21 protein-coding genes are annotated in these 20,183 nt (G+C 68.2%); 7 read left to right on the top strand and 14 right to left on the bottom strand.

What is annotated here, in order from left to right; all coding sequences use genetic code 11:
- The first annotated feature begins 24 nt into the window (after positions 1-24).
- Both H7F30_RS02210 and H7F30_RS02205 read left to right on the top strand, forming a co-directional pair.
- Entirely contained in the window at positions 25-885 is an 861-nt protein-coding gene (locus H7F30_RS02210) for a fumarylacetoacetate hydrolase family protein (protein ID WP_187036431.1), read from the top strand.
- Positions 886-1,057: 172 nt separating this feature from the next.
- On the top strand, positions 1,058-1,882 hold the full coding sequence (locus H7F30_RS02205; RefSeq protein ID WP_187036429.1) for a gamma-glutamyl-gamma-aminobutyrate hydrolase family protein: 825 nt from the start codon (positions 1,058-1,060) through the stop codon (positions 1,880-1,882).
- Between the two features lie 113 nt (positions 1,883-1,995).
- On the opposite strand, the gene H7F30_RS02200 is transcribed toward H7F30_RS02205, so the two are convergent.
- The 9 genes from H7F30_RS02200 to H7F30_RS02160 all read right to left on the bottom strand — a co-directional run bounded on the left by H7F30_RS02200 (position 1,996) and on the right by H7F30_RS02160 (position 10,274).
- A complete protein-coding gene (locus tag H7F30_RS02200) occupies positions 1,996-2,580 on the bottom strand; it encodes a GNAT family N-acetyltransferase (RefSeq protein ID WP_187036427.1) in 585 nt (194 codons plus the stop codon).
- A gap of 204 nt (positions 2,581-2,784) precedes the next feature.
- The gene (locus tag H7F30_RS15035; RefSeq protein WP_370562839.1) at positions 2,785-3,150 is read right to left on the bottom strand and encodes a hypothetical protein; all 366 of its coding nucleotides are present in this window, start codon (positions 3,148-3,150) and stop codon (positions 2,785-2,787) included.
- 182 nt (positions 3,151-3,332) lie between these two features.
- Complete coding sequence (locus H7F30_RS02190; protein ID WP_187036423.1) at positions 3,333-4,433, bottom strand: winged helix DNA-binding domain-containing protein; 1,101 nt, start codon at positions 4,431-4,433, stop codon at positions 3,333-3,335.
- Complete coding sequence (locus tag H7F30_RS02185) at positions 4,426-4,965, bottom strand: MarR family winged helix-turn-helix transcriptional regulator (protein ID WP_187036421.1); 540 nt, start codon at positions 4,963-4,965, stop codon at positions 4,426-4,428. Before H7F30_RS02185 ends, H7F30_RS02190 begins: the two co-directional genes overlap by 8 nt.
- A 126-nt stretch (positions 4,966-5,091) precedes the next feature.
- Positions 5,092-5,487 (bottom strand): DUF779 domain-containing protein, encoded by a 396-nt coding sequence (locus H7F30_RS02180; RefSeq protein WP_118913798.1) that lies wholly within the window; start codon positions 5,485-5,487, stop codon positions 5,092-5,094.
- Positions 5,487-6,530, bottom strand: a complete 1,044-nt coding sequence (gene adhP, locus H7F30_RS02175) for an alcohol dehydrogenase AdhP (protein WP_187036419.1) — start codon at positions 6,528-6,530, stop codon at positions 5,487-5,489. Before adhP ends, H7F30_RS02180 begins: the two co-directional genes overlap by 1 nt.
- A gap of 48 nt (positions 6,531-6,578) precedes the next feature.
- On the bottom strand, positions 6,579-8,102 hold the full coding sequence (gene adh, locus H7F30_RS02170) for an aldehyde dehydrogenase (protein WP_047310742.1): 1,524 nt from the start codon (positions 8,100-8,102) through the stop codon (positions 6,579-6,581).
- Between the two features lie 118 nt (positions 8,103-8,220).
- Positions 8,221-9,339, bottom strand: a complete 1,119-nt coding sequence (locus tag H7F30_RS02165) for a GAF domain-containing protein (RefSeq protein ID WP_187036417.1) — start codon at positions 9,337-9,339, stop codon at positions 8,221-8,223.
- Between the two features lie 134 nt (positions 9,340-9,473).
- The gene (locus H7F30_RS02160; RefSeq protein ID WP_187036415.1) at positions 9,474-10,274 is read right to left on the bottom strand and encodes an acetoacetate decarboxylase family protein; all 801 of its coding nucleotides are present in this window, start codon (positions 10,272-10,274) and stop codon (positions 9,474-9,476) included.
- Positions 10,275-10,491: 217 nt separating this feature from the next.
- On the opposite strand from H7F30_RS02160, the gene H7F30_RS02155 reads away from it, so the two are divergent.
- Together H7F30_RS02155 and H7F30_RS02150 are read left to right on the top strand one after the other, a co-directional pair.
- On the top strand, positions 10,492-11,844 hold the full coding sequence (locus H7F30_RS02155; protein ID WP_187036413.1) for a glutamine synthetase family protein: 1,353 nt from the start codon (positions 10,492-10,494) through the stop codon (positions 11,842-11,844).
- A gap of 30 nt (positions 11,845-11,874) precedes the next feature.
- A complete protein-coding gene (locus tag H7F30_RS02150; RefSeq protein WP_187036411.1) occupies positions 11,875-13,167 on the top strand; it encodes a cytochrome P450 in 1,293 nt (430 codons plus the stop codon).
- A gap of 313 nt (positions 13,168-13,480) precedes the next feature.
- On the opposite strand, the gene H7F30_RS02145 is transcribed toward H7F30_RS02150, so the two are convergent.
- The 3 genes from H7F30_RS02145 to H7F30_RS02135 all read right to left on the bottom strand — a co-directional run bounded on the left by H7F30_RS02145 (position 13,481) and on the right by H7F30_RS02135 (position 16,100).
- Positions 13,481-13,954: a nucleotidyltransferase domain-containing protein gene (locus tag H7F30_RS02145; protein ID WP_187036409.1), complete on the bottom strand. Its 474-nt coding sequence runs from the start codon at positions 13,952-13,954 to the stop codon at positions 13,481-13,483.
- Positions 13,955-13,996: 42 nt separating this feature from the next.
- A complete protein-coding gene (locus H7F30_RS02140; RefSeq protein ID WP_187036408.1) occupies positions 13,997-14,488 on the bottom strand; it encodes a hypothetical protein in 492 nt (163 codons plus the stop codon).
- 76 nt (positions 14,489-14,564) lie between these two features.
- A complete protein-coding gene (locus H7F30_RS02135; RefSeq protein ID WP_222617832.1) occupies positions 14,565-16,100 on the bottom strand; it encodes a pyridoxal-dependent decarboxylase in 1,536 nt (511 codons plus the stop codon).
- Positions 16,101-16,243: 143 nt separating this feature from the next.
- On the opposite strand from H7F30_RS02135, the gene H7F30_RS02130 reads away from it, so the two are divergent.
- Positions 16,244-17,164, top strand: coding sequence for a LysR family transcriptional regulator (locus H7F30_RS02130; protein WP_255464927.1), 921 nt, complete (start codon positions 16,244-16,246; stop codon positions 17,162-17,164).
- 105 nt (positions 17,165-17,269) lie between these two features.
- On the top strand, positions 17,270-17,887 hold the full coding sequence (locus H7F30_RS02125) for a PaaI family thioesterase (RefSeq protein WP_129666102.1): 618 nt from the start codon (positions 17,270-17,272) through the stop codon (positions 17,885-17,887).
- Positions 17,888-17,910: 23 nt separating this feature from the next.
- Here H7F30_RS02125 and H7F30_RS02120 read toward each other — a convergent pair whose 3' ends face one another.
- Both H7F30_RS02120 and H7F30_RS02115 read right to left on the bottom strand, forming a co-directional pair.
- A complete protein-coding gene (locus H7F30_RS02120; RefSeq protein ID WP_187036404.1) occupies positions 17,911-18,144 on the bottom strand; it encodes a hypothetical protein in 234 nt (77 codons plus the stop codon).
- A 30-nt stretch (positions 18,145-18,174) separates the two neighbouring features.
- Positions 18,175-18,900: a type 1 glutamine amidotransferase gene (locus tag H7F30_RS02115; RefSeq protein ID WP_187036402.1), complete on the bottom strand. Its 726-nt coding sequence runs from the start codon at positions 18,898-18,900 to the stop codon at positions 18,175-18,177.
- A gap of 155 nt (positions 18,901-19,055) precedes the next feature.
- On the opposite strand from H7F30_RS02115, the gene H7F30_RS02110 reads away from it, so the two are divergent.
- The gene (locus tag H7F30_RS02110; RefSeq protein ID WP_187036400.1) at positions 19,056-20,087 is read left to right on the top strand and encodes a PDR/VanB family oxidoreductase; all 1,032 of its coding nucleotides are present in this window, start codon (positions 19,056-19,058) and stop codon (positions 20,085-20,087) included.
- Positions 20,088-20,183: the final 96 nt, after the last annotated feature.

The following is a 20,183-nucleotide window of genomic DNA, read 5'->3' as shown; positions in this document are numbered from 1 at the left end:
CGAAAACTTCGAGGAGTAATCACCATGGCCACCAAGGAAATCCGTCGCATCCTGCTCGACGGCAACCCCGTCGACGTCGTCGTCGAGGGTGAGGAACTCGTTGCCGGTGACGGCCGCCACGTCGCCATCGCCGACGCCACGCACCTGCCGCCGGTGACGCCGAGCAAGATCGTCTGCGTCCACCTCAACTACCGCAGCCGCGTCGAGGAAATGATGACGTCGCTGCCGAAGGCGCCCACCTACTTCCACAAGCCGGTCTCCGCGCTCAACACGCACGAGGGCGCCGTCGTGCGACCCGAGGGCTGCAAGTGGCTCAACTACGAGGGCGAGATCGCCATCGTCATCGGCAAGACGTGCCGCAACATCTCGCCCGAGGAGGCCGGGAACTACATCCGCGGCTACACCGTGGCCAACGACTACGGCCTGCACGACTTCCGTGACACCGACTCCGGTTCGATGCTGCGCGTCAAGGGCGCCGACACGCTTTGTCCGGTCGGCCCGGGCATCGTCGAGGGGTGGGACTTCCGCGGCAAGCGCATCCGCACCATCGTCAACGGCGAGGTGAAGCAGGACGGCACGACCGACGAGATGGAGTGGGACATGCACTACCTCGTCGCCGACATCGCCCGCACCATCACGCTGCAGCCGGGCGACCTGCTGCTCTCGGGTACCCCCGCGATCTCGCGCACGGTGTACCCGGGTGACGTCGTCGAGGTCGAGGTCGAGGGTCTCGGCACGCTGCGCAACCACATCGTCACGGGGCCGACGCCGATCCGCACCGACGTCGGCGCTCAGGTGACCGAGTCCGAGGAAGTTCTCTCCACCGCCCAGGGTGGCGACTGGGAGTTCCGCGGCATCCGCAAGCCGAAGCCGCCGCAGCCCTGATCGTTCGGGCCGGGGCGCTTGCCCCGGCCCGCTCAGGTTTCGGCTTCAGGGTGCGACGGGGCGTCGTGGCGCCATCGCACCTGAACCGCCCTGATTGAGGTGCCGAATCGTCATGGAGCCGGTTCGGTACCTCGAGCCGGGGCACGATGTGATCGTCAACGAAGGAGGGGCCATGGGTCGGCCCACCATCGCCATCCCGGCGCGGTTCTCGGCGTCGGCATCGGCGCTGCGGTTCGGCGCCGACGTGACGGCGCGCAAGCTGCTCGACGCCGTGTGGGCGGCAGGTGGCGAGCCGGTCGTCATCCACCCCGTGGCGCCCGTCGGCCACGACATACCGGCCGACCGGCGCATCGACCCATCGCGTGGATTCAGTGCGTTGACACAGGATTTCGTCGACGAGGTCGCCGAGCGTGTGGCCTTTGCCGACGGCATTCTGCTGCCCGGTGGCGGTGACGTGTCGCCGGTCTGGACCGGCGATGCCCTGCATGAGACGCACTACGACGTCGACGTTGAGCAGGACGCGTTCGACTTCGCCCTGGCACGCGTCGTCATCGAGCGCGGTGTGCCGGCGCTCGCGATCTGCCGCGGCATGCAACTGCTCAACGTGGCCCTCGGCGGCACGCTGCACTTCGACATGGACGACGAGCTCTCCGTCGAGGCGCACCGTCACCGGGTCGAGGGCGTCGAGGTGGACGCCGACTCGCGCCTGGCGGGAGTACTCGGCGTGCCGCAGGTGCGCGCCAGCTGCTACCACCACCAGTGCCTCAAGGACGTGGCGCCCGGATGGCGCGTCGTGGCGCGGTCGTCGGACGGCGTCACCGAAGCGGTGGAGCTGGACGGCGGCGCTGCGGGTGAGGGTGCGAGCGGTGCGGCCACCATTGCGGGCGGCGCGAGCGTTGTCGCGGTGCAGTGGCACCCGGAGGACACCTTCGACACCGACCCGCAGCAGGCGAAGCTCTTCGCCGACCTCGTCGAGCGGGCGCGTCAGCGCGCTTAGGCGGTTCCTGCTCGGCGCACTCTCAGCGCTTGGGCAGACTCCCCTGCGGTTGGGCAGTGTGTGCCTCTACCCAGCCGCAGGAAACTCTGCCCAGCGACGGCGACGGGGTGTCGTCAGGCCGGTCCGCCCGACGAGCGCCACGCGCCGAGCGGCTCGTCGGGGTAGTCCATCTCGTCGACGCTCTCGTCGGTGAGCGTGAACCCGCGCTTCTCGTAGTTGGGAAGCGCTGCGGGGCCGTCGAGGTCGCACGTGTGAACCCAGACGCGCGACGTCGCGGGCAGGTCGGTGTGACGCTCGCCGAGGCTCCACGCCGAGGCGATGCCGTGCTCGAGCAGCGCCCGGCCGATACCGCGTCCGATCGCTTCCTCGACGAGGCCGAAGTAGCGAATCTCCACCGAGGCCGGGTGCTGATCGTCCTTCGTCGGCTGGATCTGCACATACCCAGCGGGTGCGCCGTCGGCGTAGGCCACCCACGTCTCCGTGCCGGGAACGCCGAGGTCCTCGAGCCACTGCTCGCGTGACCAGGCGAGGCGGTCGGTCCACGTCCACGGTCCGCCGACGACGGCGTAGAGGTAGCGTGCAAACTCCGGGGTGATGTTCTCGGCGAGGTCGATGCGCACGCCGTCGGGCAGCGTCGCGGCCAGTTCGGGGCGCGTCGTCATCTCGAGCGTCCAGGTCGTGACGGTGCGTGCGGGCATGGTGACCTCCGGCCGGTGCGTGCGTTGTTCTCGCAGCCTACGAGTCGGCACCGACCGGGAGCACGGCGGCATCGTCACCTCACGCCGTTGGGCAGAGTTTGCTGCCCTTGGGTCGAGGCGGTGACTGCCCAATCGCAGGGAAGTCTGCCCAGCGATGAGAGTGCATCCGGTGGGGACGGGAATGCCTCCCGTCCCCACCGCGGGTCACGCCGTCGCGGGAGTCGTGACGCGGGGCGCTTCGATGGCCCGCGCCACCTCCTGCGCGGTCCGCCACAGCAGTCCGTCGATCGAGGTGACGCCGAGCGCCCGGCGGATCTGTTCGGCTGCGGCGTCCGTCGTCAGCCAGCGGTACTTCACGGCGTAGGCGAGAGCGACCGACGGCGTGCGGTGGTGAGCGTGGACGCAGTGCAGCAGCACGTGGTGTCCCTGGGAGCGCAGCTCAGCGACGACGTCGGCTGCGTCGATGAGGGTGGCGGCGAGGTCGTTGTGCGAGTAGATCGGTTCGTCGGCCCGGCATACCTGGCAGTGGTGCATCGACTCGGTACCGATGTCCCCGGGCGTGGAGGGCACGGCGGAGGCTCATCTCTGGTGACGTGTCACGGCGGCGCTGCCCGCGCATGCGCCGCGAGACCATGGCGTCGGCCGGAACGGGTTTCACCCGACTGACGTTACCCATCTGCCCCCGGTTTGCGCAGTACCTGGGGACGGCATCGAGGCAAGCTGTGCGCTTGTCCCGGCCCGCCCGGTCAGCGTCACGCCCCGAGGTAGGGGAACTGGGCGTGCAGACGTTCAGCGTCGTGGGCCACGTCGGCGGGCAAGGTGTCGAAGCCGACGACGTCAAGCGCTCGTCGGCCGGGACGCCCGCCGCGACGCCAGGTGCCGACGATGGTGCCCGCGTGCATGATGCCGCGCTGGAAGACGCCGTTGTTGCCGGGCACGAGTCGCGGATGGTGTGCCTCTTCGAGCAGGGCCAGCCGGTCGGGGTAGCCGAGCACGATCTCGTCGAAGCCGGGCAGGAGGAACAGCCCGTCGGCGGCGTCCCCCGCGGCGTCCACCTCGTCGTCGAGTGTCTGACGCCAGTAACGGCCCTCATCGGAGTCGTCGCCGACGAACTCGTCTGCGATCGTGGCGAAAGCGCGGCGAATCTTCGTGATGGGCAGCTTGGTCCACCAGGCGAAGTCGCGCAGCGTGGCGGGGCCGTGGCTCGTGAGGTATCGGCGCAGAAGTTCGGCGATGGCGGCGGTTTCGTCACCGTTGAAGCGTTCCCCGAGCGACGACCCGGCGGGCAGCCAAGCCTGAGCTGACACGACGTTGTTGTCCGAACCGTTCCACGGCCCGTACACGGCAACGCCGGTCGCGATGAGGTACGACAGCATGTGGTAGCCGCGGCCGCCGGCGGGGGCGAGGCCCGCCGCCTCCCAGTGGGCGAAGAGGTCGCCGCGCGACAGCCCGCGCGGCGAGGCGGTGCACTGCGTCAGGAGAATCTCCTGCGCCCGCGCGATCTGCTCGTCGTCCAGCTCCAACTGGGCGCGGCGCCTCACCTGGTCTTTGACGGCCGGTCCCGCGCAGAGCTCAGTCATCCATCGGACGTCCTCGGCGGCCACGGCGAAGACAGTGCCACGCATCGGATATCCGCGGACGACGGAGCCGTCGTCGAAGGCGGCCACGACGTCGTCGAGCCCGAAACGCCCACCCGGCTCGCTCAACCGCAACGCAATGGACGCCATGACGCCCGGCAGGTCCTGCCCCTGCATGGCACCGAACGCAGCCACGGCGTCGTGGGGACTGCTGAAGGGCCGGGTCGCCAACCCTTGGGCCACGAGGCGGCGGCGGACCAGCGCGGAATCAACCATGAGTCACGCCTGACTCGGGCCTCGGGCCGTTGGCGCTCATGGACTCGGCCGTCGTGACGACCTTGCGCAGCGCCTTCGTCAGGACGTCGACTTCCTCGAGCGTGAGACCGGAGATGAGTTCTTCCTCGAGGGCGTTGAAGCGCGGGAAGAGCTCCTCCATGAGGGCCACGCCGGCCGGGGTGAGGCTCAGGTGGGCGAAGCGCTTGTCCGTGCTCGACTGGCTGCGCGTCAGCCAACCCCGCGCACTGAGCGTCTTGACGACCCCGCTCAGCGTCGCCTTCGAGATGCCGGCGCTGTCGGCGACCTCACGCGTTTCCGGGGCGTCGAAGATCCACACGCTCCACAGGACGACGAAGCCGGTCCACGACAGGTCGTGCGGACGCAGAACGGTGTTCGTCATGTGATTGCGCGACGCGTTCGCGGCGCGGTGGATGCTCGAGACGGCGTGCATCGCGTCAGCGTTGATGTCGACGTTCGCCAAGCGACCGGTCACGGCGGTCTCGGTCTCGACGAGCGTGTGATGGCTTGGCATGCGGACAGATTAGCCGTCACGCCACGACGATCTCCTCCTGGCACGGCCTCGCCCGACGCTCACACCGACAACGCCGAACGCGGAGGCCGTGGCGAACCACGGCCCCCGCGCTCGACGATCGAGCCGTCAGCCTCCGAGCACGTCCGAACGGATGAGGAAGCGCTTTCCGGTCGGGCTCTCCACGGAGAAGCCGCCACCGCGTCCGTCGACGACGTCAACGGTGAGGTGAGTGTGCTTCCACGTCTCGAACTGTTCGCGGCTCATCCAGAACTCCAGTTCCGCATCGTCACCCGCCACGTCCGGAAGGGTGAACGTGCCGAGCAGGACGTCGGCCTGACCCGTGCGGAACTGCCCTGCCGGGTAACACATCGGGGTCGACCCGTCACAGCACCCGCCGGACTGGTGGAACATGAGACGACCGTGCTCGGCCACGAGCTGGTGCAGCAGAGCGACGGCGTCCGGCGTCAGGGCGACCCGGCTGACGGTCTCTCCGGCCACACCGGCTCGTGACTCGAGGTTCATCACTTGTCCTCGCGCTCCGTCGTGTAGTCGATGACGACGCGCCCGTCGATCTTGCCGTGGTGCATCTCGTCGAACACCGCGTTGATGTCGTCGAGGTTCCGCTTGCTGAACGTCGGGTGGATGAGGCCTCGGGCGTAGAAGTCGAGAGCCTCGACCATGTCCTGCCGGGTGCCGACGATCGATCCGCGGATCGTCAGGCCCTTGAGGACGACGTCGAAGATCGGCGCCGGGAAATCACCCGGGGGAAGACCGTTGAACACGATGGTTCCCCCGCGACGCGCCATGCCGATGGCCTGGCCGAACGCCTTGGGGTGCACCGCCGTGACGAGGACGCCGTGGGCGCCACCGCCTGTGGCGTCGAGGACGGCCTGCGTCGGGTCCTCGACCGCGGCGTTCACCGTGACCTCCGCGCCGTGCTTCTTCGCGAGCTCCAGCTTGTCGTCGGCGACGTCCACGGCGACGATCCGCATGCCCATGGCCTTGGCGTACTGGACGGCGATGTGCCCCAGCCCGCCGATGCCGGAGATGACGACCCACTGCCCGGGGCGCACCTCCGTCACCTTCAGACCCTTGTACACGGTGACGCCGGCGCACAGCACGGGAGCGATCTCGTGGGGGTCCGCGCCCTCGGGGATGCGAGCGGCGAACGTGGCGTCGACGAGCATGTACTGCCCGAACGAGCCGTTGACGCTGTACCCGCCGTTGGTCTGCGCCTCGCACAACGTCTCCCAGCCGTTGCGGCAGTGCTCGCACGTGCCGCACGCGGAGGCGAGCCAGGCGTTGCCCACCATGTCGCCGACGGCGAGTTCGGTGACGCCCTCGCCGAGTTTCTCGACGACGCCGACTCCCTCGTGGCCGGGGATGAACGGCGGTTCGGGCTTGACCGGCCAGTCACCGTCCTTGGCGTGCAGGTCGGTGTGGCACACACCCGATGCGATCAGCTTGACGAGCGCTTGACCCGGCCCGGGTTCCGGCAGTTCCACATCCTTGACGTTCAGGTCTTCGCCGAAGACGTCCACGACTGCAGCTTGCATGGTGCTCATGACTCTTCCCTTCGTGTGGTTGCGATCTGATCGGTGATGCGGGTCGGCTCAGAAGAAGCCGAGCTTGTTCTCCGAGTAGGAGACGAGGAGGTTCTTCGTCTGCTGGTAGTGGTCGAGCATCATGAGGTGGTTCTCCCGCCCGATGCCCGAGCTCTTGTAGCCGCCGAACGCCGCGTGCGCCGGGTAGTTGTGGTAGTTGTTCACCCACACGCGGCCGGCCTGGATGTCGCGGCCCGCGCGGTAGGCGGTGTTGCCGTTGCGGGACCACACGCCGGCGCCGAGGCCGTAAAGGGTGTCGTTCGCGATCTTCAGTGCCTCGTCGTACGTGCCGAACTTCGCCACGGACACGACCGGCCCGAAGATCTCCTCCTGGAAGATCCGCATGTTGTTCGTGCCCTCGAAGATGGTCGGCTCGACGTAGAAGCCGCCTCCCAGATCGCCGTCCAACTCGGCCTGCCGACCACCGGTGAGCACCTTCGCGCCTTCCTTCTGGCCGATGTCGAGGTAGGAAAGGATCTTCTGCAACTGGTCGTTGGAGGCCTGCGCACCGATCATCGTCGAGTCGTCGAGCGGGTTACCGGCCTTGATCTTCTTCGTGCGCTCGACGACGTCGGCCATGAACTGGTCGTAGATCGACTCCTGGACGAGCGCGCGTGACGGGCAGGTGCACACCTCGCCCTGGTTGAGAGCGAAGAGGGTGAAGCCCTCCTGCGCCTTGTCGTAGAACGCGTCGTCGGCCTGCGCGATGTCCTCGAAGAAGATGTTGGGGCTCTTGCCGCCGAGCTCGAGCGTCACCGGGATGAGGTTCTCCGAGGCGTACTGCATGATGAGGCGGCCGGTCGTCGTCTCACCCGTGAACGCGATCTTGCGGATGCGCTTGTTCGATGCGAGCGGCGCGCCGGCCTCGACGCCGAACCCGTTGACGACGTTGACGACTCCTGCGGGGAGGAGGTCCTCGATCAGTTCGATGAGCACCATAATCGACGCGGGCGTCTGCTCGGCGGGCTTGAGGACGACGCAGTTGCCGGCCGCCAGCGCCGGCGCGAGCTTCCACACAGCCATGAGGATGGGGAAGTTCCACGGGATGATCTGCCCGACGACGCCGAGCGGCTCGTGGAAGTGGTAAGCGACGGTGTCCTCGTCGATCTGCGAGAGGCTGCCTTCCTGCGCGCGGATGGCACCGGCGAAGTAGCGGAAGTGGTCGATCGCGAGGGGGATGTCGGCGTTGAGCGTCTCGCGCACCGGCTTGCCGTTGTCCCACGTCTCCGCGACGGCGATCTTCTCGAGGTTCTCCTCCATCCGGTCGGCGATCCGGTTGAGGATGAGTGCCCGCTCCGCGGGCGAGGTCTTGTTCCACGTCGGTGCCGCCGCCCATGCCGCGTCGAGGGCGGCCTCGATGTCCTCGGCGGTGCCGCGGCCCACCTCGCAGAACGTCTTGCCGGTGACCGGGGTGGGGTTCTCGAAGTACTGCCCCTTCTTCGGCGCGACCCATTCGCCGCCGATGAAGTGCTCGTAGCGCTTCTTGAACTCGACCTTGGAGCCCTCGGTTCCCGGGTTGGCGTAGACCGTCATCGCAGCTTCCTTTCCCTGAGCCCGCGGAATGTGACGCGGGGTTGCGTGATGTGCGTCACGTTACGAAGGGCTGCGTTGCATCAACGTTGCACTGCCCGTGCAACGCGCTGTGCGGGCGTCAGTTCGCCTGGCGCAGACGAGTGTCGAGCTGTTCGAGATGCGTGAGAACGATGGCCCGCTGTGGCGCACGCGGTGGCAGGACGGTGAGTGCCATGTGCCACGACTCGACGTCATCGGTGGCTTCGGGCAGGTCGAGATAGCGCAGAAGGGTCTCGGGAGTGGCGTCACTGAGCATCGCTTCGCGCAGCGACCCGGACGTCGAACGCAGCAGGTCGACGACGGGCTCCGCCTCGCTGTGCGTCAGCGAGGCTCCGCGATACAGCTCGAGGGCTTCATCGTGCTCGCCGCGACGCAGATGCTCCGTGACCTGGACGGCATCGATGAGCAGTGGCCCCGTGAGGCGGTAGGGGCGGCTTTCGAGGTTCGGCGCGCCGGGAATCGTGTCGAGCCGTCGACGAAGCCGCAGCAACTCGCCGCGGATGGTGGCGGGCGGCGTGCCGTCCGGGTAGACGAGGGCCCCGATCTCGTCGGCGCTGAGGCCTTGGGGTTTGAGCGCGAGTGTCGCGAGGAGTTCGGCGTGGCGGTCGGTGAGTGCGTGGGTGGCCGTACCCGTTTCGATGCAGGGGCGGCCGTGATGGACGAGACGCAGCCGCGCGCTCGTGTGCGGTGGAGGGCCGACCGGCACCCCGGCGAGGCGAAGTTCACGAGCCACCGCGGCCGCGGTGGCCTGCACGAGTGCGAGGGTGCGCCGGTCTGCCGCAGCGTCACCTCCCGTCACGTCGAGAGCGCCGAGCACCTCGCCGGTGACGGGGTCGACGAGCGGCGCCGCGGAGCAGCTGAACGGGTGGACGTCCGGGCGCGTGTGCTCCTCGCGATGGATCGAGACCGCCTCGCCGCGGGCCACAGCTCGGCCCGGCGCGTTCGTGCCGACCTGCGCCTCCGACCAGTTCGCCCCCGCGGTGAAGCCGATGCTCTCGGCGCGGCTGCGGGCGCGGGAGTCTCCGTCGACGTAGTGCAGGCGTGCCTCGCGGTCCGCGATGGCGATGACAAGACCCTCGTCGCGTGCCGTCGAGCTCAACAGCGAACTGACGAGGGGGATCGCGTCGGCGAGCCGAGCGTGGACGCAGCCGGGGCCGCACCCGCAGGCGCAACCCTGTGGACGGGATTTGTGCCGCATCCCTTCCCCCCTCGTAGTGATCCACCTCACACTACACCCGTCCGGGGTGGGGTGGGTCGGCGGCGTGACGCTGCGTGCCATGTGTCCACGAACTCATCTGCGACGCAGGCTGCCGCCCTTCGCGGCCGCCTGGCTCACACGAGACGTTCGAGCGTCTCGCCGCCGTTCCAGACGACGCCGATCTGCCGGTAGTAGCCGCCGATGATCTCGTCGACCTCCAGGGCGGCGAGTTCCTCCGTGGGCGATTCGAACAGGCGCAGATCGATGTCACCACGCCACGCCTGCCCGCCCTCGAACTCGGCCGCGCCGGACGATATGAGCTCGCTGTAGGCGTCGCCCGTCGCCCCGCGGGCGATGTCGGGGTAGATGCGGTGGTGGGCCATCGGGTGGCCGTTGACGAAGCCGTTCGTCTCGCTCGGCTCACGCAGCGTCAGCACGGCCTCGGCGAGACGACGGTCGCCGGCGGCGAGCGTCGCACCGAACATGCCGCCCTCGGCGATCTGCGGCGCACCCTGCGCGAAGGGGTGGGGGCGCGTCTGCCACATCGAGCCGAGCTTCTTCGGGTAGCCCTGGTGCAGGCCGCGGCCGATCGCGAAGTCCTTGTCGACCCAGATGTAGACGCAGCGGCTGAACGTCTTGCCCTTGTACGAGCAGCGGACGACGACGAACGCCTCCTTGTACTGGGCGCGCACCGGGTCGAGCAGCTCCTCGCGGGAGCTGGAGCAGCTCTGCCACTCGGCCCAGATGAGCGCAACGGCGCCCGGGTCCTCGTCAGCGAGTTCCAGTGGGGCGGGCAGGAGTTCGCGCACACGCTCCGGGTTGGTGCGGTACTCGACCGTCAGCAGGTCGCCCGAGTAGTACCACGGCGGGCTCGGGATGATGCCCGAGGTTCCGCCGGCGGTGCGGGGGTAGAAGAAGCCCTTCTGGTCGCTCATGTGCGTGCACCCTTTCACCGTCTGCGGCCCGTGCCGCAAGTTTGTTGCCGAGAAATCGTTCGTGTCCGTACGACACCGGCTAGGCTACCCGATCAAGAGGGGTTGTGTGGTCTGAGTCACACGGCTACTGTTCGGATCCGAACGACCTTTTGACTCACTCCCGGCACGGCAACCGTCGGGGGAGGCGTTCGCTCACAAAGGCGTGAAAGGCGATGGCATGACGAAGATCGACTCGAGGCTAATGGCGGAAGCCATGAGCAAGTGTGCGGCGGAGGGCATCGACGTCGTCCGCCTCGGCTACTCCGACATCATCGGCACCGACCGCAGCAAGGATCTGCTGGTCAACCGCTTCGAGCGCACCACCGGCCACGGCGTCGCGTTCTGCCGCAGCGTCTACGGCACGACGCCCATGGGTGACGTCGTCGACATCGAGGGCGGCCTCGCCGCGGGTTTGCCCGACATCGTGGCCTACCCCGACATCGCGACGATCAAGACCGTGCCGTGGGAGCCGGGCGTCGCCCACGTCATCGCCGACGTGTTCAACCCGGACGGTTCGCCGTCCGCCGAGAGCCCGCGCTACGTCCTCAAGCAGGTCATCGAGAAGTTCAGCTCCATCGCGGGCACCCCGATCTGCGGCCCGGAGCTCGAGTTCTACCTCCTCGAGGAGTCGGACACGAACGACTCCGGCTGGGCGCGCTACGGCGAGAGCCCCGGCAACGTCTACGTCTCCGGCCTGCGCGGCGACCCCGAGAACGTTCTGCTCGCCTCGCTGCGTCAGCTCGGCGCCTACGACCTCGACGTCATCGCCGCGAACCACGAGTTCAGCTCCGGCCAGTTCGAGATCAACCTCTGGCACTCCGACGCACTCGACGCCTCCGACCGCGCGTTCCGCTTCAAGGCCGCCGTCAAGGAGATGGCGCGCGCCGGGGGCAAGCTCGCGACGTTCATGGCCAAGCCGTTCAACGATGAGGGCGGCTCGGGCTTCCACCTGCACTTCTCGACGCAGGACGCCGCGGGCAACCACCTCTTCGACGACCCGAACAGCCACAACGGCCTCTCCGCCGTCGCTCACCACGCGATCGGCGGCATCCTCAAGCACGCCCCGGCGCTCGCGGCGCTCGCGAACCCGACGATCAACTCCTACAAGCGCTTCGGGCCGGACACGCTCGCCCCGTGGCTCATCGACTGGGGTCTCGACAACCGCAGCGCGATGGTGCGCATCCCTCCGGAGCGTGGCTCGGCGTCGCGCCTGGAGCTGCGCCTCGGCGACGCGTCGGCCAACCCCTACCTGCTCACGGCGGCGACGCTGGCCGCGGCCTACCTCGGCATCAAGAACGAGATCGACCCGGGCCCCGCGCTCGAGGGCTACGGCTACGACCCGGAGCGTTCGCCCAAGCTGCCCTCGTCCCTGTGCGAGGCGCTCGACGCCCTCGAGGCCGACTCGGAGATGCGCGAGGTGCTCGGCGAGGGCTTCGTCACGACCTTCCTCGCGTACAAGCGCAACGAGATCGAGCGTTTCAACGCCTTCATCACGGACTGGGAGTTCCGTGAGTACACCTACCACCTGTGATCCAGACTTCAGCGATCGAAGGAGACCGACATGACCACTGACGTGGGTGCCGCACCCAGCAGCCAGTACACGCTCGAAGACGTCGACCTCGCGAACCTCGACAGGTTCCGCGACAACGAGGGTTGGGCCCAGTTCGCCGCCCTGCGCGCCGGTGACCCGGTGCACTGGAACGAGGAGTCCGACGGCAAGGGCTTCTGGGCCGTCACGAAGTACGACGACATCTGGGCCGTCGACAAGGACTCCGAGACGTTCACGTCGGAGAAGTTCGTCAACCTCGAGGACGTCGACGACGACCTCATGGACTTCCGCCGTTCCATGCTGGAGACGGACGGCGCGCGTCACACGGCGCTGCGCAAGCTCATCCAGCGTGAGTTCTCGCCGCGCAACCTCCTCAAGAACTACGAGGCGTTCCTGCGCGAGCTGACGAAGAACACGATCGACGAGGCGAAGAAGACGTCGCCCGACGGCGAGTTCGACTTCGTCGAGAAGATCTCGGCCGACTTCCCGATCCAGGTGCTCGCGCGCCTGCTCGACGTGCCGCGCGACCACACGCCGCAGCTCATCGCGTGGGGCAACGAGATGGTGGCCAACACCGACCCGGACTACACGCAGCACCTGCTCGACTCGCCCGAGTCGGAGAAGTACCGCCACCTGCCGTTCCGTTCGCCCACCGTGCAGGACGTCTGGGACTACGGGCGCGACCTGCGTGACAAGCGCGTCGGCGGCGAGGGCAAGGACCTCGTCTCGATCCTCGCCAACAAGATGCCCGAGGACGGCGTGCCGCTCTCGGACCAGGACTTCAACAACTACTTCTCGCTGCTCGTCATCGCCGGCAACGAGACGACGCGCCACGCGATCAGCCAGATCATGCTGGGCCTCATCGCGCAGCCCGACCAGTTCAAGCTGCTCAAGGAGGACCCGTCGCTCATCGAGTCCGGCCTCGAGGAGTTGCTGCGCTGGGCGACGCCGGTTTACCACTTCCGCCGCACGGCGACAAAGGACGTCGAGCTCGGTGGCAAGCAGATCAAGGAAGGCGACAAGGTCGTCATGTGGTTCGGCTCGGGCAACCGTGACGAGGACGTCTTCGAGAACCCGAACAAGATCGACGTGACGCGCAAGAACGTCGACCACATGACGTTCGGCAAGGGCTCGCCGCACCTGTGCCTCGGCAACAACCTCGCCCGCCTCGAGATTCGCCTGCTGCTCGAGGAGCTGCTGCCGCGCATCGACAAGATCGAGCTCGTCGGCGACGTGAAGCGCGTGCGCTCCAACTTCGTCAATGGTGTGAAGAAGTTCCCGGTTAAGGTGACCTGGGCGGAGTGATCCGACCGCCAAAGATCCCCACTTGCGCGACGAATCGCGCGAGTGGGGATCTTTGTGCCTGGTCTGTCCCCAATTGCGACATCTCGCGCGAGTGGGGGGCGAGGGATGCCCGACGCACGCTGACGCGCGGTCCGATCGTCAGGTGAGCTCGGCTGTGAGGCGAGTCAGAAGGGTTGGGACATCCCGTTCTGCGGTGGTTCGCAGGAGGCGTCCGTCGCAACTTGCGTAGCGGGTTCGTCGAGGTAGGTCACGACGAACTGCAAGTGGTAGCGGGCTTCTTCAACGTTCTCGGCGGGTGTGCGTCCGGTGGGGCTCACAGCGGAACGGCTTCCTTCAGGACGCGTTCGCGTAGGTAGGGCCTCAGCCCCGAGTCGGGCGTGAGTTCCACTGTCGCGCCCACTTCTTCGGTGAGTCGTGACTGGAGGCGCTCGAGGTCGAGCAGGCTGAGGTCAGCGAGGCTGAGGTCCGCCAAGAGATCGATGTCCGAGCCGGCGTGCTCGCGGCCCGTGGCGACGGAGCCGAAGACACGCACATTGCGTCCCCCGGCATCCTCGATGAGGTGGATCACCGCTTGGCGGTGGGCGCGCAACCTGCGGGCAAGAGGTCCGGACCCGTCAAAGCGGATGAGGCGCGACACCTCAGGCTGGCTGCGTCCGATACGCCGGGCGATCTCGCGCTGGGACATTCCCTCGCGGTGTGCGTCGCGGACGGCAGCGGTCAACATGGCGCGAGCGTCACGCGTCATGCGGTCGCTCGCGGCTGCGATCTCCTCCAAGCCCGTCGCCATGCCTACAGACTACAGCCGATAGCAAGACCTATCGGTGAATCCTCAGTCCTCGACGATGACGAGGACGCCCTTGTCGGCGACGACGGCGTCGAGGTCGATGCCGGTGAGGTCGACGACGGCCTGCTTGAGGGTCTTCTCGGGGTCGCCGTCGATGATGGCGGTCGGTTCGCCCTCGACGGGCTCGCCGTCCTCCGCCGTGACGCCCGACGCGTCGAGCGTCAGCATGCGGCTCTGCTCGTCGCCGTCGACGATGAGCAGCCACGTCTTCGAGTTGCCCGCGAAAACCGCGGTGACGGCCTCGTCCGCGATGTCGGGGATGAGGTCGGGCTGCACCATGAGCTCGTAGCCGACGAGGACGACCGCGTCCTCGTCGTCATCCGTACGCGCCGTGAACGCGCCGACGTACCCCGCCGGCAGCGCGTTGGAGATGGCCTCCTCGCCCGTGACGTAGTCCGTCGTCGGGTCGAGAATGCCGCTGGGCAGCGTGTCGATCGTCAGACCGGGCAGGACCGCAAAGGCCGTGTTGAGTGCCATGCCTCCACCCTACGGCGTGGCGCGATGTTGCCTGGGAAACGCGGCACCGGTGCCGCGCACGCCGCTCAACATCGGGTCAGGCGTCGACGGCGCGGGCGAGCTTCTCGACGGCGGCGTGGATGTCGTCGATGAGGGGCTCGGTCTCCGGCTTCATCGTCACGCTGCGCAGGATGCGCGCGCCCGCCTCGCGAGCCTCGCCGGGAACGTCGTGGCCACGGTTCGTCATGTCGTCGGGCTTCACCTGGTAGGTCGCGACGAAGAGCGACTCGTCACGCGGCGCCTTCATGCCGTTCGTGAGGATCGCGCCCGAACGGCGGTCGACATCGGCGAGAGAGTCGCCCTTCGGGAAGTAGCTGACGATGTCGAGGTCGGGCTCCTGGTAGAGGTCGAACACCTCCGAGTTGCGCAGCTTCTCGGCCCACGCCAGCGCGGCGCGACGTCCCGGCGCGACGATCTCGCCCATGCCCTCCCGCGTGAGCGGAAGCAGCTGGAGCGTCATCCACAGCGCCGCCGCGGACGCGCCCGAACGCGAGCACTCGAGCGAGATCTCGCCCATGTGCAGGTCGTCACCGCTCGTGAAGTACGTGTACGGCGAGGTGTGGTCGTAGAAGTTGGCCACGTTCGGGTCGCGGAACAGCACCGCGCCGCAGCCGTACGGCTGCAGGCCGTGCTTGTGCGGGTCGATCACGACGGAGTCGGCCTCGTCGATCGCCCGGAAGGCGGCGGCCACGTCCGGCGCGAGAAGGTCGTCGCCCTCCTCGGCGAGCAGGCGGAAGAAACCGCCGTACGCCGCGTCGACGTGCACGCGCACGCCGTACTTGCGGCACAGCGGAATCGCCTTGTCGATCGGATCGACGGCCCCCAAGCCCGTCGTTCCGGCCGTCAGGACGACGGTGCCGATGCCGCCCGCCGAGATGAGGCGTTCCAGCGCCACGAGATCCATGCGTCCACGCGAGTCGGTGGGTACGGCGACCGACGGCACGTTGAGCAGGTGACTCATGCGCCCGTGCGTGTAGTGCGCGTCGGCGCTGTGCGCGATGGCGTTGCGCGGATGCGTCTCGCGTGCGACGAACAGCGCCTCGAGGTTGGCCACGGTGCCCGACGTCGTGAGGTGCCCGAGGTGGCACATGCCGCTCTCGTGCTCCGAGTCGTCATGCGGCACACCGAAGCTCGCTGACGAACCGTTCTTGCCCTCCATCGACTGACGATGCGCGCGGCAGCCGAACATGTGCGCGATGGCGTCGACGCACTCCTGCTCCATACGCGTCGTCGCGGCGCCCGCGTCGAGGTCGTGGTTGTTCGGGTTGATGAGCATCGTCGTGAGGTAGCCGACGACGGCCGCCGGGTGCGGTGGCTTGAGCATCTGCCCGACGTAGCGCGGGTGGAAGAACGGGTAGTTCGCGCGCAGGCGCGTCGTCAGTTCCTCGAAGGCGCCGTGGAACGCGTCGGCGTCCACCTCCTGCGTCGGGTGTGGCGTGGAGGGGCCGTACTCGTTCATCCACTCGGTGATGAAGCCCATCGCCTCGTCGAGGTATCCGCGCAGCGGGCCCATGGCCGCCGCGGACATGCCCGGCAGCGGGGCCGGGTTCGTGACGATCTCGTCGGACGACATCGATACCTCCGAAGGTGGGGAGTGGTGTGCGTCACTCAGGTTGGGCGATCGCGGCTAGGCTGTCCAATACTTGTTTCGGCTGCCTGTCATGCCTTTCTGTTATGGCTCGACGAAGAGTCGACCGGCGGCGCGAGGAGGGGCCAGTGGAGCTACGGGCGCTGCGCTATTTCGTTGCCGTGGCCGACGCCGGCACCGTGACGGGCGGTTCGGCCGCCGTCCACGTCAGCCAGCCGGCGGTGTCGAGGCAGATCCGCGGTCTCGAACACGAACTCGGCGTGACGCTCTTCGCCCGCTCCGAGGGTGGCGTCCGCCTCACCGCCGCGGGTGCGGAACTGCTCGCCCTCGCCCGGGATCTCCTCGAGCGCGAGGCCTTCATCAAACGCACCGCGACCTCGCTCGCGGCCGGACGTCTCGTCTCGCTGACGTTCGCCGCTCCGCCGACAACCCTGAGCGACGTGATCGCACCGTTCCTCGCCTCGCGACCCGCTGACGACGGCGCCTCGCCGACGCCGAACGTCGTCGCACGCCCGAGCGACGACGTCTTCGCCGCGCTCGACGAGGGCGCGGACTTCGTCGTCGCCCCGGCGCCCGCCCCGAGCGGCCTCGCGTCGATGATCATCGCCGAGCTACCGGTGCGCGCCTACGTCGGTTCACGACCCTCGGCGGACGACGAGGCGCAGAGCCACGAAGCGCCGCGCACCCTCTCGCTCGCGACCCTCGCGACCGCCGACCCCCTCGTCGTCCTGCCCGGTCGCTACCCGGTGCGGAAGGTTCTTTCGCGCGCCTTCGAGGACGCGGGGCTCGCGCCGGCACACCTGCAGGAGGTCGACTCCCCGGAGGCGGCCCAGGCAATCGCCGCGTCCGGCCGCGGCATCGCGGTGCTGACGAACGACCCGCGCTTCGGCCTCGTACCGCGGCGGGTGCTCGACGTCGACGGCCAGGTGCTCACACAGTCGCTGCGGGCCGCATGGTCGCCCGATCATCACGCAGCGGGCGAGCTGGCCGCGCTCGCGGAGGATCTGCGTGACTTCTGCGCGCGTCAGTACGCCGACGACCTCGCCTGAACCTTTCCCTCGTCACCAGGCACCCTCGACGTACTCGCCCTGCTCGGGGCATCATGCGCACAGGCCGGCGCCCGCCCCGGCGATGCCGAACTCAGAGGAGAACCCATGACCGAGCGCGACGCCATCGCCGCCCTGCACGCCCTGCGTGAGAACACGGTGCCGCCCGAGACGATCGATGCCCACGATTCGGTGGCGACGCAAATACGCGAGCTGCTCGACCTCGTGGCCGCCTCTCGCCTCGACGCCGCTCAGGCCGCCGAAATCACGGAACACCTGCGCGAGGTGAACACCATTCTGCGCGGCGCCGGAGCCCCCGAACCCGAGCGAGTCTGGGGTCGAGTCGACACCGTCGGCCGCGCGCAGACCCTCGTGCCGTCCGTCGTCGACGGCACCTACGTCGGCGACTCGTTCTCCGGCAGCGTCCGCTTCGGCACGTTCCACGTCGGGGAGAACTCCGTCGTCCACGGCGGCGCGATCTGCCTGCTCTTCGACGACGTCCTCGGAGCGCTCGCTCTGGAAGCCGAGCTCGACCCCAGTCGCACGGCGTACCTCACCGTGAACTTCCGCTCCGTCGCGCCGGTCGACGAGACGCTGACGGTGACGGCCACCGTCGATCGCATCGAGGGGCGCAAGCAATTCATCCGCGGCTCGCTGTGGGCGGGCGAACGCCTGTGTGCCGAAGCCGAGGGGCTGTGGGTGGCCCTCAAGCCCGGCCAGCCCTGACCCCGTGAGTGGGCGGCCGCGGCTCAGTCGAGATCGTCGAAGGAGCGACCGCCCCAGAGCACGAGGTCGTCCAGTTCGTCCGCGGGCCCGACCTGGCTCAGGATTTCCGTGTCGCGCATGGCCAGACGATGGCGCAACTCTCGCTCGAGCGCGATCGTGATGAGCGCGGCTCGACTCGGCGCTTCCCCTGCAGCCACGCTGTGGTTGAGGAAGGCAACCGCAGTGCTGGGCAGGCTCACGGCAATCTGAACGCTCATCGGTTCATCCCATCAATCCCATCACGGCATTCACGAAGCACGGGCCTCCTGTGACGCCACGTTGTCGAGAAATCCGTCGACGACGGCGTGGGCGCGCTCGCGACCGCGCTCGTCCCAGTCGCGCGCCTGCGCGATGAGGTCGTCGGCGCTGCGGCCCATGCCGGCGAGCATCTCGCGGCCACCGTTGTCGCACCAGCCGGTCAGCATGTCCGACGACAGCTCCGGGTGGAACTGGACGGCGAGGTTCTTGCGGAGGATGAATCCCTGTGACGCCATCGCGTTGCGCGCGAACTCGACGCCCTGCGGCGGCAGCTGCCAGCGGTCGTAGTGCCACGCGAACCAGCGTCCGCCCGGAGCCAGCTCCTCACGTTCGCTCGTCACCTCGACGAAGCCGATCTCCGGCTCCGGGGCACGCGCCACCGAGCCGCCGTGCGTGCGCGCCAGCAGCTGCCCGCCGAAGCAGATGCCGAGCACCGGCACGCCGGCTTCGTCAGCCCCGCGCAGCATCTCCATCTCGGGGCGCAGCCACGAGCCGATGAGGTCGTCGTCCCACGCCGACCAGTACGAGCCCATGACGACGATCGCGTCGAACCCGCGAACGTCGGGGAACTCCACCTCGACGCCCGGGTTCTCGAAATCGGCTTCCGGCACGATCTGGAAGAGCGTCTCCTCGTAGCCGCGCTCGCGGAAACGCTCCGCGACGGCGCCGGGAGGGGAGCAGTGGTCGTGTTGGACGATGAGGACGCGCTGAGTCATGTCCCTACGCTAGGACGTTTCGTTCGGCCCCGAAAGACTTCGGGGCAACGATTGAGACGTAGGTCACAGATGCATGATGTGGTGCGTACACTGGTGACTCGTTCGCACCCGAACGAAAGGGCCGCGGAGTGTCAGCACCGCCGAAGGAGAAGCGCATGATCTCGGAATCGACCCAGCCGGAATCGTCGACCCTGCTCGTCGTCGACACCATCGACGAAGCTGCCGACGGCGTCCGTCTCCTCACCCTGCGGTCCAAGGACGGCAGCGACCTGCCGCCGTGGACGCCCGGCTCGCACCTCGACCTCGTCCTGGGCGGCGTCGACGCGGCCCAGATGCAGGCCGCCGAAGCCGGCGCGATGCCCGAGCATGACCCGTTCGCCGAGACGATCCGCCAGTACTCCCTCTGCGGTGACGTGGCCGACCGCTCCTGCTACCGCGTCGCGGTGCTGCGCGAGGTCGAGTCGCGCGGCGGCTCCTCCTACGTCCACGACACGCTCAAGGCCGGCGACGAACTCGTCAGCTACGGCCCGCGCAACCACTTCGAACTGCGCAAGGCACCCAAGTACGTCTTCGTCGCCGGGGGCATCGGCATCACGCCGATCATGCCGATGATCCGCGAGGTCGAGGCCGCCGGGAAGAACTGGCACCTGTACTACCTCGGCCGCAGCGAGGCGACGATGGCCTTCCGTGACGAGCTCGCCCAGCACGGCGACAAGGTGACGCTCTGGGCCAAGGACCCGAAGGGTGCCTTCGACCTGCAGGGCATGTTCGACCAGATCGAGGCCGAGGGTGCTGCACTCGTCTACTCGTGTGGCCCCGAGCGTCTGCTCGAAGCGGTCGAAAACCAGTGCCGCACGCGCGCGACGCTCGTCGCCCACGTCGAGCGCTTCACGCCCAAGGAGATCGACGACTCGGACAACTCCGAGTTCGAGATCGTCCTCGAGGAGTCCGACATGCGCCTCACGGTGCCGGCCGACAAGTCGATCTTCGAGGTCGTGCGTGAGAACGGCATCTCGGTGCTCGGCTCGTGCCTCGAGGGCATCTGCGGCACCTGCGAGACGGGCGTCGTCTCCGGCGAGATCGACCACCGCGACTCCGTCCTCGAGGACGACGAGCGCGAGGAGGGCGACGTCATGATGATCTGCGTCAGCCGCTGCAAGGGCAAGGAACTCGTCCTCGAGCTCTGAGACCCGTTCGGACAGCTGAACTGACGAGGCCGGAACCACACGCGGGCGAGCGTCATCACCGACAGTTGGTCGCTTGCCCTCTGCATTTCGACCGGT

This window comes from Dermacoccus sp. PAMC28757, from assembly GCF_014302635.1.
Lineage (GTDB): Bacteria > Actinomycetota > Actinomycetes > Actinomycetales > Dermatophilaceae > Dermacoccus > Dermacoccus abyssi.
Note: the sequence above shows the minus strand (reverse complement) of the source record. Positions and strands in the feature narration are given on the sequence as shown.

Bases quoted from the DNA above. Each gene is read 5' to 3' on its own strand.
- H7F30_RS02210 (WP_187036431.1), top strand. From the start codon at position 25: ATGGCCACCAAGGAAATCCGTCGCATCCTGCTCGACGGCAACCCCGTC.
- H7F30_RS02205 (WP_187036429.1), top strand. From the start codon at position 1,058: ATGGGTCGGCCCACCATCGCCATCCCGGCGCGGTTCTCGGCGTCGGCA.
- H7F30_RS02200 (WP_187036427.1), bottom strand. From the start codon at position 2,580: ATGCCCGCACGCACCGTCACGACCTGGACGCTCGAGATGACGACGCGC.
- H7F30_RS02190 (WP_187036423.1), bottom strand. From the start codon at position 4,433: ATGGTTGATTCCGCGCTGGTCCGCCGCCGCCTCGTGGCCCAAGGGTTG.
- H7F30_RS02185 (WP_187036421.1), bottom strand. From the start codon at position 4,965: ATGCCAAGCCATCACACGCTCGTCGAGACCGAGACCGCCGTGACCGGT.
- H7F30_RS02180 (WP_118913798.1), bottom strand. From the start codon at position 5,487: ATGAACCTCGAGTCACGAGCCGGTGTGGCCGGAGAGACCGTCAGCCGG.
- adhP (WP_187036419.1), bottom strand. From the start codon at position 6,530: ATGAGCACCATGCAAGCTGCAGTCGTGGACGTCTTCGGCGAAGACCTG.
- adh (WP_047310742.1), bottom strand. From the start codon at position 8,102: ATGACGGTCTACGCCAACCCGGGAACCGAGGGCTCCAAGGTCGAGTTC.
- H7F30_RS02165 (WP_187036417.1), bottom strand. From the start codon at position 9,339: ATGCGGCACAAATCCCGTCCACAGGGTTGCGCCTGCGGGTGCGGCCCC.
- H7F30_RS02160 (WP_187036415.1), bottom strand. From the start codon at position 10,274: ATGAGCGACCAGAAGGGCTTCTTCTACCCCCGCACCGCCGGCGGAACC.
- H7F30_RS02155 (WP_187036413.1), top strand. From the start codon at position 10,492: ATGACGAAGATCGACTCGAGGCTAATGGCGGAAGCCATGAGCAAGTGT.
- H7F30_RS02150 (WP_187036411.1), top strand. From the start codon at position 11,875: ATGACCACTGACGTGGGTGCCGCACCCAGCAGCCAGTACACGCTCGAA.
- H7F30_RS02145 (WP_187036409.1), bottom strand. From the start codon at position 13,954: ATGGCGACGGGCTTGGAGGAGATCGCAGCCGCGAGCGACCGCATGACG.
- H7F30_RS02140 (WP_187036408.1), bottom strand. From the start codon at position 14,488: ATGGCACTCAACACGGCCTTTGCGGTCCTGCCCGGTCTGACGATCGAC.
- H7F30_RS02135 (WP_222617832.1), bottom strand. From the start codon at position 16,100: ATGTCGTCCGACGAGATCGTCACGAACCCGGCCCCGCTGCCGGGCATG.
- H7F30_RS02125 (WP_129666102.1), top strand. From the start codon at position 17,270: ATGACCGAGCGCGACGCCATCGCCGCCCTGCACGCCCTGCGTGAGAAC.
- H7F30_RS02120 (WP_187036404.1), bottom strand. From the start codon at position 18,144: ATGAGCGTTCAGATTGCCGTGAGCCTGCCCAGCACTGCGGTTGCCTTC.
- H7F30_RS02115 (WP_187036402.1), bottom strand. From the start codon at position 18,900: ATGACTCAGCGCGTCCTCATCGTCCAACACGACCACTGCTCCCCTCCC.
- H7F30_RS02110 (WP_187036400.1), top strand. From the start codon at position 19,056: ATGATCTCGGAATCGACCCAGCCGGAATCGTCGACCCTGCTCGTCGTC.